Genomic DNA, 15875 nt, shown 5'->3' with positions numbered 1-15875 from the left:
AATTACCGCGGATATGTTCCGATTAATAAATAAAAGCGTATAATTGTATTTTTGTGTTTCTGTAAGGTGTGTAGGCGCAATGTTTGAATGGGTTGCCGATCCAAATGCCTGGTTGGCGCTAGGCACGTTAACTATCCTTGAGATTGTTCTTGGGATAGACAATATTATTTTCCTTTCTTTGGTGGTGGCAAAATTACCTAAAGCACAACAGAACAAAGCTCGCCGCCTAGGTTTGGCTGGTGCGATGCTAATGCGTCTGGCGCTGCTTGCCTCTATTGCCTGGGTTATTCGCCTGACTGAACCGCTATTTACGGTGGCGGGTCACGGTGTCTCGATGCGGGATTTGATTTTGCTATTGGGGGGGCTATTCCTGATTTGGAAGGCCAGTAAAGAAATTCATGAAACCATTGAGGGCAGTGATACTGAGCACACCAGTAATGTCAGCTCTTTCTTCGCCGCCATCGTGCAAATTATGCTGCTGGACATTATCTTCAGCCTGGACTCGGTAATAACCGCCGTTGGGCTGTCAGACCACCTATTTATTATGATGGCTGCTGTCGTCATATCAGTGGGCGTGATGATGTTTGCTGCCAGACCAATTGGTGAATTTGTTAACCGCCACCCATCAGTCAAAATGTTGGCGTTGTCTTTCCTGATTCTGGTCGGCTTTACGCTGATGCTGGAGAGTTTCCAGATTCATATTCCAAAAGGTTACATTTATTTCGCCATGTTCTTCTCAATGGGTGTTGAAACCCTGAATCTCATGCGCGGGAAAAAAAATAAGTCCGCCAGTAAAAAAGAAGCATAATACTTTTCGGGTGCGGTCAGCCGCACCCCTCTTTCCCTTTTTTTTGTACTTTTGTCTTGTCCTCTTCCCCCTGCCGCAGCGCTTCGTTATAGTCGGATAAGGCGGGTTTGACTTATACCCCAAATAATTGGCGTCGCAACGTCGAGAACGCAGGGTATGGCCTGATAATTTCAGACATTAAGGAAGGTCGGCAATGCAATATCATCGTATTCCCCACAGTTCATTAGAAGTAAGCCTGCTGGGTCTGGGCACCATGACTTTTGGTGAACAAAACAGTGAAGCCGATGCCCATGCTCAACTGGATTATGCCGTTGCAGCCGGTGTTAACTTGATCGATACCGCAGAAATGTACCCTGTGCCGCCAAAGCCGGAAACCCAAGGGTTGACCGAGCAATATATTGGTAGCTGGATAAAAGCTCGCGGTAGTCGAGATAAAATTATTTTAGCCAGCAAAGTCTCTGGGCCATCACGCGGGAGCGATAAACCTATTCGCCCTAATATGGCACTGGACCGGAAAAATATCCGCGCTGCGCTGGATGCTAGCCTCACACGCCTCAATACCGATTATCTTGATCTTTACCAGCTACATTGGCCGCAACGGGAAACCAACTGTTTCGGCAAATTGAGTTATCGCTACAGCGAGCAGACCGCGGTTGTCACCTTGCTAGAGACACTGGAAGCGCTGAATGAACAGGTGCGGGCCGGTAAAATCCGTTATATCGGTGTCTCGAATGAAACACCTTGGGGTGTCATGCGCTATCTGCAATTGGCAGAAAAACACGATTTACCGCGCATTGTTTCCATTCAAAACCCTTACAGCTTACTTAACCGTAGCTTTGAAGTCGGTCTGGCCGAAATTAGCCAGCACGAAGGGGTTGAGCTGCTGGCCTACTCCAGTTTGGCGTTCGGAACCTTGAGCGGTAAATACCTCAATGGCGCACAGCCAGCAGGGGCGCGTAATACCTTATTCAGCCGTTTTACTCGTTATACCGGGCCACAAGCCCAGTTAGCGATAGCCGAATATGTCGCGCTGGCGCAACATCACGGACTGGATCCGGCACAAATGGCACTGGCTTTCGTGCGCCAACAACCTTTTGTTGCCAGCACATTGTTGGGCGCCACCACTCTGGAGCAACTGAAAAATAATATTGATAGCCAGAATGTGGTGTTGAGTCAGGAAGTGTTGAATGCATTGGAAGAGATTCATACCCGCTTTACCTTCCCTGCACCTTAATTTCACTCAAGTTTAAGCAGCAAAAAGGCCGCTAATGCGGCCTTTATAGTTTTTATCATCCTGTCATTCGGCTACTTTACGGCGCAATTGCCGCCATTGCCAACCCCACAATAATGCTATCGCCAAGGCGAATACCATGCCGAAACCGACACCCACGGCGATGACCGACACACCGAGTTTCACCACCAGCGAAAACAGCCCCAGCATCAACAGCATCGCGGTGTTCTCGCCTAGATTTTGTACCGCAATGGCATTGCCCGCGCCGACACTCTGTTTACCGCGTTCTTGCAATAGAGCATTGAGGGGAACCACAAAAAAGCCGCCCAAAATCCCGATAATAATCAACAATAGATACGCCATCGACATACTGTGTTGCAGGGCAAAAATAGCCACCACCACGCCAATCAACACGCCGGCGGGTAAACAGCGCTTCACGGTTTTCAGTGTGACAAAACGCGCAGCAGCACCAGCCCCCAACACAATCCCAATAGCGACCATGGCATTTAGCAATGTCGGAGTGGCGTTATCGGTGATCCCCAGAGCGATGGGCACCCACAGCACCAGCAGGAAACGTAATGTGACTCCCGCGCCCCAAAACAGGCTGGTTCCCGCCAGTGAGAAGCGAGTTTCACCATCGCGCCACAAAATGCGGCAAGCGGCAAAAAAGCTGCCGGTCATAGCCGTTGGCCGCCATGAGTTACCTGACCGGGCTGCCGCTAATCGTGGAATAAACAGATTAGCGACCACGGCGATAGCATAAACCAGCGCACAAACCCCCAATGCCACCACCAGGTGCCAATCTGCCAGCACGCCCCCGGCGACCGAACCCAGTAAGATAGCGGCGATGGTTGAAGCTTCCATCATGCCGTTGGCTTTCACCAACTGTTCGCCGGAGGTGATTTCGCCCAGAATGCCATATTTAGCCGGTGAATAGGCCGCAGCGCCCACTCCAACCAGGCTATACCCCAAGAATGGATTGAAACCAAAGCAGATAACCAGTGCGCCAGCCAGTTTCAAGCCGTTGGCTACCATCATGACCCGCCCTTTGGCGAAGCTATCGGCAAACTGCCCGACAAAAGGTGCCAGAATGATATAGGTCGCCACGAAAGCCATTTGTAAAATAGGTTGGCTCCAGTCGGGATATAACTGCTGCTTAATTAATGCCAAAGTGGCAAAAAGTAGCGCATTGTCACCAAAAGCCGAGAAAAACTGCGCACAAAGCACCGCAATCATGCCTCTGGATAATAACGGTTTCTCTGTTAATGCTGGCTGACTCATACGCTCATCTCCGGATCTGCGGCCATTTTGCTTAACGTAACAAAGTCAGGTTTGCCACTTCCGAGCAGAGGCAAAGCTTTTACTAGTCGAATATCACGCGGCACCGCCAGTTCAGGCAGCCCGCTTTCCCGGGCAGCTTTGATCAGTTTCTCGCGTGTTATCTCACTGTCAGTGGTAAACAGCACCAGAGCTTCACCTTTGGCACTATCTGCTTTCGTTGCCGCAGCATGCTGCCCTTCTGGCGAGATGCGCAGTGCCAACTGTTCGACACTCTCTAGTGAGACCATCTCTCCTGCCAGTTTAGCAAAACGCTTCATGCGGCCACGGATGGCGCAGAATCCGTCGTCATCAATAGCAACAATATCTCCGGTGTCATACCAGCCAGCTTCAAGCTCACCCTGCATATTTTCTGCGGATGGCTGTTCCAGTACGCCGGGGTTTTCTACCCGCAGGTAGCCGCGCATAATATTCGGGCCACGCAATTGCAAGCGGCCTCCCTGCTCAATACCGGGAATGTGAATTAATCTGGATTCCATACCCGGCAAGATGCGGCCGACAGTGTTCACTTTGGCTGCCATTGGCACGTTAATCGCCACCACTGGCGCGCATTCAGTCACGCCATACCCTTCCAGAATACGGATGCCAAATTTGTCCTGCCAAATCTGTTTGGTGCCGTCAGCTAACTTTTCAGCCCCAGCAACCACATAGCGCAAGCGAGCAAAATCATAGGGATGGGCAAAACGGGCATAATTGCCCAAGAAGGTTGAAGTACCAAACAGCACGGTACAGTTGCGGTCATACACCAGCTCAGGCACCACACGGTAATGCAGTGGGCTTGGGTACAGAAATACGCGGCTACCGGTCATTAGCGGTGTGAATAAGCCCACCGTCAGGCCAAAAGCATGAAACAGCGGCAATGACGACATAAAACGATCGCGCGGTGTGAAGTCGGCAATAGTGCGGATCTGTTCGACGTTTGCCAATAAGCTGGCGTGTGAATGCACCACCCCTTTAGGATTACCTTCTGAACCTGAAGTAAACAAAATTAGGGCACTGTCATCCGCTTGCTGCGGCACCATCGCCCGGCGCGGGCAGCATAAATAGAATAAAATCCATAACTTATCCGCTACAGTGACAGTATCTTTTAAATCTTCCAGATAGACCCAGTTGGCCTCAGTCACCTGCTCAGGTAAATGTGTCAGTTTGCCTTTTTCCAAGAATTGGCGCGAGGTCACGATAGTTTTCAATGATGCCGCAGTAATGGCACTTTTCAGACCTTTGGCACCGGAGGTGTAGTTAAGCAGAGCAGGAATGCGGCCACGTAGCGAGGCACCAAAAATCGCCGCTGCGGTGATAGTCGCATTTGGCAGCAACATCCCGACATGCTCCCCCGGCGCGGTAAAACGTTGCAAAATACGGCTGACACCTAGAATTTTCTTCAGCAAAGTCTGATAACTATCTTCTTTAAATGAAATATCTTCGATGCAGGGTTTAAAGCGCCCATAGCGAGTTTGTGCCGACAACAAAGCTTCAAACAGGGTTTCTTTTGGCTGAACCGCCATCCGTGCCGCCATCATAATGGCATGTAAGCGCTCACCAGCCAGCACGCGGCGATCACGGGCTCGCGGGGCTTGTGGCATAGGCAATGTGGTTGCAGGGAGCACATGAATGCTGATTTTCGGGAACCAGCGAACTTTTAGCACCTCGCCAAGCCGACCAAAGTGAGTAAATTCAGGGCCTTCTAAGCGGATAGGAACCACCGTGGCACCTGATTTGGCGGCAATAAATGCGGCTCCATCATAGATTTTCATCAATGAACCGGTCACAGTGATGCGCCCTTCAGGGAAGATGACGACCGGTCTGCCCTGCTCAACCATTCTGACTAAATGCTTGATTGCCATGGGCTTAGTCGGATCGAGGGCCACAAAATCCACATAAGGTTTTAACCAGCGCATATACCAGCTTTCAGTAATACTGGAATAGACGGCAAACACCGGTTTTATCGGCAGAAACAGCGCTAATAAAGCCCCATCCAGGAAAGAGACATGATTCGGCGTAATAATCAGTTTTTGCTGCGAGAACTGGTCGGTGACACCATCAATAGTGACACGGAATAACCCACGAAAAAGAGCACGCAGTATGCGATAACCCATGTCTATTTCCCTATAAGTCAATGAACAATGAATGAAGAAAGTTGCAAACAGGATACTATAATTCTGGCGGGTTTTTATGTAAGAGCACACTGATAATCGGGCGGGAAATAACAAATAAAAAAAAACCTACGCATCTGCGTAGGTCGGTGCAAATAAAAAACTGGCTTTTAACACACAGCGTATGTTGATTACTCACCAATTAATACCTCTGGGATCACTACTGTATCCGTTTCTGTGAAACTACAGCCAGCACGCAATCGCAACATTTGCGTGCAAAGTGTAACCAGTAGTGAACATTGTCAGTAGGCCGAAAAGGTTTGTAATTCATTGCTGTACATACTGTAGCCAACTAACTCAGCGTGACTTCAACTAAACAGCTCATGGCGTTCGGGCCTTGCGTCAAACGAGAGGTACCAATATCCAGTGTCAGAACATTAGGATTACCGGATTGCTCAACTTTATGTTGTTGGTGACCAAATCCGGGATCAAACCAGGCACCAGTGGCCATGATTACCACTCCACGGGTAACACCGTCCGTGAGACGAACACCCGCCAAACAATGGCCGCGCAAATTACTGACTTTCACCTCACTGCCTTCGGTAATCTCTCGTCTGGCGGCATCTTGTGGATGCATATAGAGAGTTTCACGACCGGCAGTTTTATTCCCCTGCGCCAAAGGCGCCGGATCAAGCTGACTGTGTAGGCGGTCCTCCGGTTGGATAGAGATCAAATGCAGCGGCCATTGCTCTGCCTGCGGCGCTCCCAACCATTCGATAGGCGGCTTCCACTCAGCATGAGGGGCAAAGTCTTCATATTGATAACTGGCAATTTTTTCACTGAACAGCTCAATTTTACCACTCGGCGTTTGCAGTGGGTTGGCATGAGGATCGTCGCGGAAAGCATCAAAAAAGACGAATTCTTTCTGTGGAGCCGGTAAATCAACATGGCCGCGTTGCCAGAACTGGTCAAAATCAGGCCATTCAACCCCATGGGGTTGCTGCGCTACACCGCACTCTTGATAAATCTGCCGGATCCACGCCATCTCATCCCGATTCTCAGTGAAAGCCTCGCGATAACCCAATCTTTCCGCTAGATCGGCAAAAATATCAAAATCATTGCGCGCCTGATGCTGCGGTGCAATTGCCTGATGCATCGCCAATACATATCGATCCCGGGACGAACCACCAATATCATTACGTTCCAGTGAACTGGTGACTGGCAGCACGATATCCGCCATTTTAGCCGCAGGTGTCCACCAGATATCCTGCACAATCACGGTATCCGGCTTTTGCCACCCCTCCACCAGCCGGTTTAGTTGCTGATGATGGTGGAAAGGATTACCGCCAGCCCAATGCACCAAATGAATATCTGGGTAAGTATGATTTTCGCCCTGAAACTGATAAGTCTGCCCCGGCTGGAGCAACATGTCACAAATTCGTGCCACCGGAATAGCCAGCCCTGAGGGATTTTTCCCCACCGGCATACTGGGCCCCGGAGTGTCTATTCGTGGGTTCCCCACACCATTCATGGAACCGTGACCAAATGAGAAGCCGCCGCCCGGGAGTCCCACTTGCCCTAGCATGGCTGACAAGGCAATAACCATCCAATAGGGCTGCTCGCCACGATGTGCGCGCTGAACCGAGTATGAGCAGGTCATAAAGCTGCGCACCCCCACCAGCTGTTGCGCCAACAGGGCAATTCTGGCCGCGGGAATGCCGGTAATTTCACTGGCCCAATCCGGGGTTTTCGCAATGCCGTCATTCACCCCACGGATGTAATCAGCTAATTGCTCATAACCGACACAATGGGTAGCCAGGAAAGCCTCGTCTTGCCCCTCAACACGCTGGATTTCATAAGCCAGTGCCAGCATCAGTGCGACATCGGTATTGGGGCGAATAGGTATCCATTCTGCATTGACAAAGGCTGGGCAGTCATCCCGCATCGGGCTGATGTTAATCACCGGCGTGCCCTTCTGTGCCAGCTTCTCTAACCAAGGTTTTAATGAGTGTTCCGCCGAGCCACCGGAAGAAACTTGGGCATTTTTCAGTGCCAGGCCACCAAAGGCGATAAACAGCTCGCAATGCTCGACCACACTTGGCCAAGAGGTCACCCGGCCGGTCAGTGGGCTAAAAGTGCCTATCACATAGGGCAAGAAGAATTGTGCTGACCCCCAACTGTAGTTACCCAGTTGATCAACACCCCCGCCGCCAGAGAAATAAAAACGCCGGACTAATGAACGTGCGTGATGTAAACGCCCCGCAGAGGACCAGCCATAAGAGCCGGTAAATAGCCCTGAAGGGCCATATTTGTCCCTCACCCGGCGATTCTCTTCAGCCACTAAATCCAGCGCGACATCCCAGTCCACTTCAACAAAATCTTCTCGCCCACGCAGAGTACGGTCACTTTTTTCCCGCTGCTGTAACCATGAACGGCGAATAGCCGGTTTACGGATACGTTTGTCGGAATAAACCATTGGTGTAATGGAGCCTAATAAGGGCGAAGGGTTAGGATCGTCAGCAAAAGGCTCACAGCGAATCAGCTTGCCATCTTCGACAACTGCGGTATAAGCGCCCCAGTGGGCAAGCTGGGGGTAACGGGTGATGGACATGGCTATCTCAGGCAAATAAATAGGAAGTAAAAGTAGCATTCACCTAGCAATAAGGCCAAAGCACAATTTTTACTAAACAGTACCATTTTGTACTAAGACGAAGGCAAAAAGCTTGGTGTCCACAGGTATTATTCCTATTTTCATGTTCTTTGATTTTTTCTCATCAAGTTGCGATCATCCCCCCTTGCGGACCGCTCTGTTTTCCGCAAAACTGAGTGATGTAAGCGATTACCCTGAAAATCTCTGGAAGAAAAATGGCCACTATTAAGGATGTTGCCAAGCTGGCGGGTGTTTCCGTCGCAACGGTATCTCGTGTTATCAATAATTCGCCCAAGGCCAGTGAAGCATCACGACAGGCGGTATCCAACGCCATGGAGCAGCTGCAATATCACCCAAATGCCAATGCGCGGGCGCTGGCTCAGCAATCAACCGAAACGGTTGGCATGATTGTTTCTGATGTATCAGACCCCTTCTTTGGCTCAATGGTCAAAGCCGTTGAACAAGTGGCTTATGCCACGGGTAATTTTCTATTGATTGGTAACGGTTACCATGATGCAGAGAAAGAACGTCAGGCTATCGAACAACTTATTCGTCATCGCTGTGCCGCTTTGGTGGTCCATGCCAAAAAATTATCTGATGAAGAATTAACATCATTAATGCAACAAATCCCCGGTATGGTGTTGATTAATCGCACGTTACCCGGTTTTGAAACGCGCTGTGTGGCGCTTGATGACCGCTATGGTGCTTGGTTGGCAACCCGCCATCTCATCCAGCAGGGGCACAAACGGATCGCAATTATTTGCTCCAATCATGAAATTTCAGACGCCGCGGATCGGCTACAGGGCTATCTGGATGCATTACAAGAGTTTGGTATCCCGGTCGATGACCGCTTAGTTTCCTACGGTACGCCAGATGAAATCGGTGGCGAACACGCCATGACTGACTTACTTGGCCGCGGCAAGCATTTCACGGCCGTCACCTGCTATAACGATCCGATGGCTGCTGGGGCATTATCCGTGCTCAGTGACAACAGCATCGACGTACCACAGGAAATTTCACTGATCGGTTTTGATGATGTGTTGATCTCGCGTTATCTTCGCCCTCGGCTGACCACGATCCGTTATCCGGTTGTCGCGATGGCCACACAAGCGGCAGAGTTGGCATTGGCGCTGGCCAATAAAACGCCCCTGCCGGAAGTCACAAATATGTTCAGCCCGACATTGGTACGCCGCCATTCAGTCGCCAGCCCGCAAACCTTGAGTGATGATTAAAACCGGCCAATAACAAAGAATAACAACCGATCCGCGCTATGCTAAACTGCCGCTATATCCGGCAGTTACGCCCCAAGATCCACCCCCAGCCAGAGGTCTACAATTGATGATTACCATGTTGGATGTCTCTTTGCGCGCAGGAGTGTCCAAGGCCACGGTATCCCGGGTGCTTAATGGCACCGGGCAGGTTAAGGAAAGCACCCGCAAAGCGGTGTTTAAAGCTATGGATGAGTTGGGTTATCGCCCAAATTTCTTGGCTCAATCACTGGCGAACCGAAGCTCCAACAGCATCGGCTTAGTGGTTTCCAACTTTGAAGGCCCCTATTTTGGCCGCCTGCTCCATCAGGCTGCAAAACTGATTGAAGCCAGTGGCAAACATCTGATTGTGACTGATGGGCATGATACACCGGAAGGTGAACAGCAAGCTGTTCAACTGCTGGCCGACCGCCGTTGTGACGCCATTATTCTTTATACGCGTTCAATGTCTGAAGCAGATTTAATGCAGCTGCTCGGCAAGGTGCCCACCCCATTGATGGTGATTAACCGCGATTTGCCGCAAGCGCGCGAGCATTGCGTGTTCTTTGAACAGCAGCAAGCGGCATTCAACGCGGTTAACTATCTGATTGAACAAGGGCATCGCGATATTGCCTGCATCACCGGGCCCATTGCCACCGCCACGGCACAAGCACGCCTTGCCGGTTATCAGCAAGCATTAACCCATCACGGTATTGCTCTCAATGATGAATTGATTGCCCACGGCGAGAACGGCGTGCCTGATGGCTATAAAGGTTGCCAAACCTTATTGGCGCGCAATATTAAGTTCAGCGCCCTGTTTATCTATAATGATGATATGGCTATTGGGGCGATGAAAGCCCTCAGTCTGGCGGGGAAAAAGCTGCCGGAAGATGTTTCGTTATTTGGCTTTGATGACGAGCCAACCGCACCTTACTTACAACCTTCGCTCTCAACAGTTTATCTTCCTATTGATGCCATGATTGAAGCCGCGATTACGCAAGCTCTGAGATTGATTGCGGGGAAAAAAGTGTCGCCACTGACTCCCTTTACCGGCGAGCTGAAACTACGAGAATCTGTGGTGCCGGGGCCATATTACCGCTAAAAAAGGTATTAAAGCCCCGCGGACTCATAGCCTCACATTATTCTATTGACACTAATAAGCGAGCTATCGGTCAATTAGACTGGATCATCTTGCTGATAAACCAGATAAAAAATTAAAACTGCTCTAATGCAATCAATTCTTCGATAGTTTGCCGACGGCGGATCAAACGCGGTTGCCCCTGCTCAAACAGCACTTCCGGTAATAATGGCCGGCTGTTGTAGTTTGAAGACATTGATGCGCCATAGGCTCCGGTATCGTGGAAAACTAAATAATCGCCAATTTTGGCGGCTGGCAGTGCACGAGTCTCCAACCCTCCGCCCGCTTCTTGGGTAAACACATCGCCTGACTCACACAGCGGCCCTGCCACCACAGTTTCAATTAATGGCTCGGCAACCAGTGAACGCCCATCCGCCGGTAACAATGAAATATGGTGATAGCTACCGTACAACGCTGGGCGCATGAGATCGTTAAAACCAGCATCGACCAAAACATAGTGCCGACGGCCCATATCTTTCACCGCACGAACCTGAGCAATTAGCACACCAGATTCCGCCACCAAGAAGCGCCCCGGTTCAATTTCAAGACTGACCGGATGGCCCAAATGCGCCGCGATCCGCTCTCTGGCGCTATTCCATAAGCCGTAATAATGCTCGGTATCAATCTCATCATCACCAAATTGGTAGGGGATCGACAACCCGCCACCGGCAGAAATAGCACTGATATCCTGCCCAAGATCAATAACCTGCTGCACCATGGCATCACAGACTTGTTCCAGATGCTGATAATCAACACCAGAACCAATGTGCATATGAATACCTATTAGCGTCAAACCGTATTGCTCAATTTTTTTGATAGCCTGAGGTAGATCCTCGTGCCAGATACCGTGTTTGCTGTTTTCACCGCCGGTATTGGTTTTCTGGCTATGCCCGTGCCCAAAACCCGGATTGACCCGCAACCAAACCGGATGACCGGGTGCATGCTGGCCCAACTGATCCAGCATGTCGATTGAACCGGCATTCACCGGAATGTTTAATTCTGTCACCCGCAATAATGTCGCCTGATCAAGTAAGTCCGCAGTGAAAACAATCTCAGCAGGCTCCTGCCCCGGTTGGAAACCGGCCTGTAATGCGCGCTCAATCTCGCCCAAGGAGACCGAGTCAACCTTGACCCCTTGGTCGCGCATCAAACGTAAAATATGAATATTCGAGCACGCTTTCTGCGCAAAACGAATGACATCAAAACTACGCAATTGATTGATTTTCTGCGTGATAATATCACCATCATAGGCCCACACCGGGCAGCCAAAACGCTCAGGCAAGGCAATCAGATTTTGAGCAGTCAGTGCCGAAGAGATGTCGTTAAGCGCACGTGGCATAGGTTTTTCCTAATAATGAGTCATCAGAATATGGGGCGAAGGAAAGGATTTCGCTGATAGGTCAATTATTAGCAATTCAGTACCTGCTTGGAAAATATCTATTTACCCATAGTCTATTCATTTATGATATGGGTTAGATTATTCGGTCACCACTGCTGGAGCACAATAATGCCCGCCATTTCCTTACGCCAAATCGAAATTTTCCATGCAGTGATGACCACTGGAAATCTCACCGAAGCGGCTTTATTGCTGCAAACATCACAACCCACCGTCAGTCGTGAGCTGGCCCGCTTTGAGCAATTGGTCCAACTCAAACTGTTTGACCGTGTACGTGGTCGTCTTTACCCCACCGTACAAGGTTTGCGTTTATTTGAAGAGGTACAGCGCTCTTATTACGGGCTTGATCGCATCAAACAGGCCGCCGAGGGGATTCGCCAATTCCAACATGCACAGCTTTCTATTGCCTGTTTGCCGGTGTTTTCTCAATCATTACTGCCCAGTGTATGCAGACCTTTTATTGATCGCTATCCAGAAGTCAGCCTAAGTGTTATCCCGCAGGAATCGCCACTATTAGAAGAGTGGCTCTCGGCTCAGCGCCACGATCTGGGTTTGACGGAGAATACCCAAACCCCAGCAGGTACGGTGCGTCATACATTGATGACGGTGAATGAAGTTTGCGTATTGCCCAATGACCATCCGTTGCAACATAAAGCGGTGCTGACACCGCAAGATTTTCAAGGCGAGAATTTTATCAGCTTGTCAGTCACCGACAGTTATCGTCAATTGCTGGACAATCTGTTTACCGAACAAGGGATTAATCGGCGATTGGTGCTGGAAACTCATAGCGCGGCATCAGTTTGCGCCATGGTACGGGAAGGTGTCGGGGTCTCTATTGTTAACCCATTAACCGCATTGGATTACATCAGCAAAGGGGCTGGTGAAGGTGTTTGTGTCCGACCATTTAGTGTGGAAATCCCTTTTACTGTTAGCTTGATAAAACCAATGCACCGCCCATCATCAACTTTGGTCGATACATTTATTGAGCACTTAAAACAGCAGGCAATCACCTTCCAGCAACGTCTCACCGCGGTGATTGCCCCACCCTATTGATCTTTTTTATCTCACTAAACTGCTTTGACCTTGCTGCCCTGTGCCCGAGAGAAAGTAAACAGGCACAGCAGCAAACCAATAACAGCCAGTCCGGCGGCAGCCAGTGGCACTGCCGTCAGTCCTAATCCCTGGGTAATCACCACGCCCCCCACCCAGGCACCTAATGCATTACCAACGTTAAAAGCCGCAATATTCAGAGTCGAGACTAAGTTAGGGGCTTTCTTGCCGTAAGTCACCACGTTGATTTGCAATGCAGGCACTGCGGAGAATGCCGCAGCAGACCACAAAAACAGTGTCACTTCCGCCGCTAATAATGAGTGACTTGTCCAACTAAATAGGGCGGAGAATAGCGCGATCAGCAAGAAGGTCATGGTAAGGCTAACCGGCAAACGCCAATCGGCCAGCCGCCCGCCAACAATATTCCCCAAGGTCAACCCCACGCCCATCAATAGCAAGGTCCAACTGACGCCATGCTCAGATACCTGGGTCACTTCGGTCAGAATCGGTGCGATATAAGTAAAGAGGGCAAACATGGCGGCGGCAAAAAAGACCGTCATCGACAAAGATAACCAGATACCACCACCGCGCAGGGCAGCAATCTCTTTACGTAGCTCGGTAGGGGCTTCCTGTTGAGAAGAAGGCAGCTTGCTGTAAAGTGCCGCCAGTGAAAACAGGCCAATCACCGCAACCACCCAGAATGTGGAGCGCCAGCCGAAAGCCTGCCCTAGAGCGGTTCCCAGCGGCACACCCAGCACATTGGCCAGTGTCAGGCCGGTGAACATCAACGCCACCGCAGAAGCACGACGATTTGGCGCAACCAGATTAGCTGCCACCACGGCACCAATACCAAAGAATGCTCCATGACACAGCGCGGTAATGACCCTCGCCAACATCAGGAAATCATAGCTGTAGGCCAACGCACACATTAAATTGCCGATGATAAATATCACCATTAATAGCAATAATGTTTTTCTACGTGGCAATTTGGCGGTTAGCACCGCCATGATAGGCGCGCCAATCGCCACTCCCAGCGCGTAGCCACTGATTAACCAACCGGCGGTAGGAATAGTGATTTGTAAATCACCCGCCACTTGAGGCAGTAATCCCATAATAACAAATTCGGTGGTACCAATAGCAAAAGCACTTAGTGCCAATGCCAGCAATGCAACAGGCATAATACAAGCTCCCAGTCAGACAATATCGGCCCATTTAGGTAACAGGCAGATCAAATGATTGCCAGTCATAATTAATTAACTAGCACACTGTAGTGAGTAGAAAAGAGGCAAAAAAAATGGGACTAATTGCCGAGTCAACCAGCAATAACCCTATTATTTATAATTATTTAATGTCGAAACTTACCCGCTAGAAATAGCATGAGTTGATGAATAATAACTAGTAATGAACAGAGTTATAACTAGCCTGATAAGTAACACTATCTTCATTTAAGCGATAACCTAATGAAATAAAAAATGATTTAGGCGCACCATTAATAATAAAAATATGTTTGAGAATGTAACGGCACCATAACAGCTTCAAGTAGGCAGAAAGATAAACCCAAACTAATTGGAGTTGCAGCAAGGCAGCAAACGAATGAATCCCGATGAGCTTACAGTAAGTAAGTGATTCGGGTGAATGAATGCAGCTGACGCAGTTGCGGCTTCAAGTAGGCAGAAAGATAAACCCAAACTAATTGGAGTTGTAGCTAGGCAGCCAGCGAACTCATCCCGATGAGCTGACTCAAGTCAGTGATTCGGGGGAGTGAGAGCCGCTAACACCGCTACAACTTCAAGTAGGCAGAAAGATAAACCCAAACTAATTGGAGTTGCAGCAAGGCAGCAAACGAATGAATCCCGATGAGCTTACAGTAAGTAAGTGATTCGGGTGAATGAATGCAGCTAACGCAGTTGCAGCTTCAAGTAGGCAGGGTTTAAGGCAGGGGATGGCTGGCAAACCACTCCACCAAATAATCCAACATCGTGCGCAACGTCGCTGGCATTTGCCGCCGGGAAGTATAGATACCATAAATACCCATCGCTTGAGGCTGATAATCAGGTAATAACTTTATAAGTTCGCCACTGGCAATATAGGGTGCGGCGGAGTAGCTGGGCTGCAAAGTAATACCGGCCCCCTCTAGCGCTCCACTGAGCAAAACTACCGATTCATTAGCACTTAAATTCCCCCCAACGGCGACGGATGATTTCACACCCTGCTGGTCGAAATGCCATAAACTTTTGCCGAAATAGGAGTATGTCAGGCAGTTATGTACCGCCAGATCATGGGGATCTTTGGGTGTTCCCTTGGTGGAGAGATAGCTTGGTGCAGCACAAACTACGGAATGACAGGTGGCAAGCGGGCGGGCGATCAGGTTAGGGTCTAAGTCATTGGTGATACGCAATGCCAAATCAATACGCTCTTCCACCAGATTAACCGTGCGATTATTCATTTGTAAATCAACGGCAACCTGCGGATAGCGGCGCAAATACTCCGTCACGGCAATTGCCAATGCGCTTTGCCCCAGAGACTGAGAGCAACTGATACGCAATAATCCGCGCAACTCTTCATCTTCCTGCCCCTCAACCAAATCCATATCTTGGGCAAACTCAAGCATACGGCGACAACGCTCGAGCGTCGCTTCACCGGCATGGGTCAAACTCAGTTTACGGGTTGTTCGGTGCAATAAACGCGCCCCCGCCCACTGCTCCATCTGAGCCAGATAGCGCGTCACCATTGCCCGTGACATCTCTAAAGCATCAGCGGCGGCAATCATACTGCCGCGTTCAACAATGGCGACAAAGACTTCAGCGGCGGTGATTCTATCCATGATTAGCTCGATTTAAGCAACAAACAATTGCCTATTATCAGGTTTTTCTATCGATTCATGCAATCTATTATCTACCCCATACCCAGTCACTGTCAGGAAA

11 protein-coding genes are annotated in these 15875 nt (G+C 49.8%); 5 read left to right on the top strand and 6 right to left on the bottom strand.

What is annotated here, in order from left to right; all coding sequences use genetic code 11:
• Positions 1-79: 79 nt before the first annotated feature.
• A complete protein-coding gene (locus N0H69_RS07660; RefSeq protein ID WP_050109952.1) occupies positions 80-808 on the top strand; it encodes a TerC family protein in 729 nt (242 codons plus the stop codon).
• Between the two features lie 193 nt (positions 809-1001).
• A complete protein-coding gene (locus tag N0H69_RS07655) occupies positions 1002-2042 on the top strand; it encodes an NADP(H)-dependent aldo-keto reductase (protein ID WP_050152393.1) in 1041 nt (346 codons plus the stop codon).
• A gap of 63 nt (positions 2043-2105) precedes the next feature.
• Here N0H69_RS07655 and lplT read toward each other — a convergent pair whose 3' ends face one another.
• The 3 genes from lplT to N0H69_RS07640 form a co-directional block, all read right to left on the bottom strand.
• The gene (gene lplT, locus N0H69_RS07650) at positions 2106-3320 is read right to left on the bottom strand and encodes a lysophospholipid transporter LplT (RefSeq protein WP_050152392.1); all 1215 of its coding nucleotides are present in this window, start codon (positions 3318-3320) and stop codon (positions 2106-2108) included.
• Complete coding sequence (gene aas, locus N0H69_RS07645) at positions 3317-5473, bottom strand: bifunctional acyl-ACP--phospholipid O-acyltransferase/long-chain-fatty-acid--ACP ligase (RefSeq protein ID WP_050152391.1); 2157 nt, start codon at positions 5471-5473, stop codon at positions 3317-3319. Before aas ends, lplT begins: the two co-directional genes overlap by 4 nt.
• Positions 5474-5822: 349 nt before the next feature.
• A complete protein-coding gene (locus N0H69_RS07640) occupies positions 5823-8081 on the bottom strand; it encodes a molybdopterin guanine dinucleotide-containing S/N-oxide reductase (RefSeq protein WP_145529534.1) in 2259 nt (752 codons plus the stop codon).
• A gap of 254 nt (positions 8082-8335) precedes the next feature.
• On the opposite strand from N0H69_RS07640, the gene galR reads away from it, so the two are divergent.
• Both galR and N0H69_RS07630 read left to right on the top strand, forming a co-directional pair.
• Complete coding sequence (gene galR, locus N0H69_RS07635; protein ID WP_050109957.1) at positions 8336-9352, top strand: HTH-type transcriptional regulator GalR; 1017 nt, start codon at positions 8336-8338, stop codon at positions 9350-9352.
• Between the two features lie 106 nt (positions 9353-9458).
• Positions 9459-10469, top strand: coding sequence for a LacI family DNA-binding transcriptional regulator (locus N0H69_RS07630; RefSeq protein WP_050124012.1), 1011 nt, complete (start codon positions 9459-9461; stop codon positions 10467-10469).
• 112 nt (positions 10470-10581) lie between these two features.
• Here the strand turns inward: N0H69_RS07630 and lysA are convergent, their stop codons facing one another.
• Positions 10582-11844 (bottom strand): diaminopimelate decarboxylase, encoded by a 1263-nt coding sequence (gene lysA, locus N0H69_RS07625; protein WP_050109959.1) that lies wholly within the window; start codon positions 11842-11844, stop codon positions 10582-10584.
• Positions 11845-12012: 168 nt separating this feature from the next.
• Here lysA and N0H69_RS07620 point away from each other — a divergent pair, with 168 nt between their 5' ends.
• A complete protein-coding gene (locus N0H69_RS07620; protein ID WP_050109960.1) occupies positions 12013-12954 on the top strand; it encodes a LysR family transcriptional regulator in 942 nt (313 codons plus the stop codon).
• Positions 12955-12968: 14 nt separating this feature from the next.
• Here the strand turns inward: N0H69_RS07620 and N0H69_RS07615 are convergent, their stop codons facing one another.
• Both N0H69_RS07615 and N0H69_RS07610 read right to left on the bottom strand, forming a co-directional pair.
• On the bottom strand, positions 12969-14129 hold the full coding sequence (locus tag N0H69_RS07615; RefSeq protein ID WP_050109961.1) for an MFS transporter: 1161 nt from the start codon (positions 14127-14129) through the stop codon (positions 12969-12971).
• A 752-nt stretch (positions 14130-14881) separates the two neighbouring features.
• Positions 14882-15775: a LysR family transcriptional regulator gene (locus tag N0H69_RS07610; protein WP_050124008.1), complete on the bottom strand. Its 894-nt coding sequence runs from the start codon at positions 15773-15775 to the stop codon at positions 14882-14884.
• Positions 15776-15875 lie beyond the last annotated feature (100 nt).

The organism is Yersinia alsatica, from assembly GCF_025133195.1.
GTDB classification, from domain to species: Bacteria; Pseudomonadota; Gammaproteobacteria; order Enterobacterales; family Enterobacteriaceae; genus Yersinia; species Yersinia alsatica.
The sequence above is the reverse complement of the archived record's forward strand: the minus strand, read 5'-3'. Positions and strand labels throughout refer to the sequence as shown.

What these genes read in the sequence shown, in the direction of transcription:
- N0H69_RS07660 (WP_050109952.1), top strand. Translation starts at nt 80, where the DNA reads ATGTTTGAATGGGTTGCCGATCCAAATGCCTGGTTGGCGCTAGGCACG.
- N0H69_RS07655 (WP_050152393.1), top strand. Translation starts at nt 1,002, where the DNA reads ATGCAATATCATCGTATTCCCCACAGTTCATTAGAAGTAAGCCTGCTG.
- lplT (WP_050152392.1), bottom strand. Translation starts at nt 3,320, where the DNA reads ATGAGTCAGCCAGCATTAACAGAGAAACCGTTATTATCCAGAGGCATG.
- aas (WP_050152391.1), bottom strand. Translation starts at nt 5,473, where the DNA reads ATGGGTTATCGCATACTGCGTGCTCTTTTTCGTGGGTTATTCCGTGTC.
- N0H69_RS07640 (WP_145529534.1), bottom strand. Translation starts at nt 8,081, where the DNA reads ATGTCCATCACCCGTTACCCCCAGCTTGCCCACTGGGGCGCTTATACC.
- galR (WP_050109957.1), top strand. Translation starts at nt 8,336, where the DNA reads ATGGCCACTATTAAGGATGTTGCCAAGCTGGCGGGTGTTTCCGTCGCA.
- N0H69_RS07630 (WP_050124012.1), top strand. Translation starts at nt 9,459, where the DNA reads ATGATTACCATGTTGGATGTCTCTTTGCGCGCAGGAGTGTCCAAGGCC.
- lysA (WP_050109959.1), bottom strand. Translation starts at nt 11,844, where the DNA reads ATGCCACGTGCGCTTAACGACATCTCTTCGGCACTGACTGCTCAAAAT.
- N0H69_RS07620 (WP_050109960.1), top strand. Translation starts at nt 12,013, where the DNA reads ATGCCCGCCATTTCCTTACGCCAAATCGAAATTTTCCATGCAGTGATG.
- N0H69_RS07615 (WP_050109961.1), bottom strand. Translation starts at nt 14,129, where the DNA reads ATGCCTGTTGCATTGCTGGCATTGGCACTAAGTGCTTTTGCTATTGGT.
- N0H69_RS07610 (WP_050124008.1), bottom strand. Translation starts at nt 15,775, where the DNA reads ATGGATAGAATCACCGCCGCTGAAGTCTTTGTCGCCATTGTTGAACGC.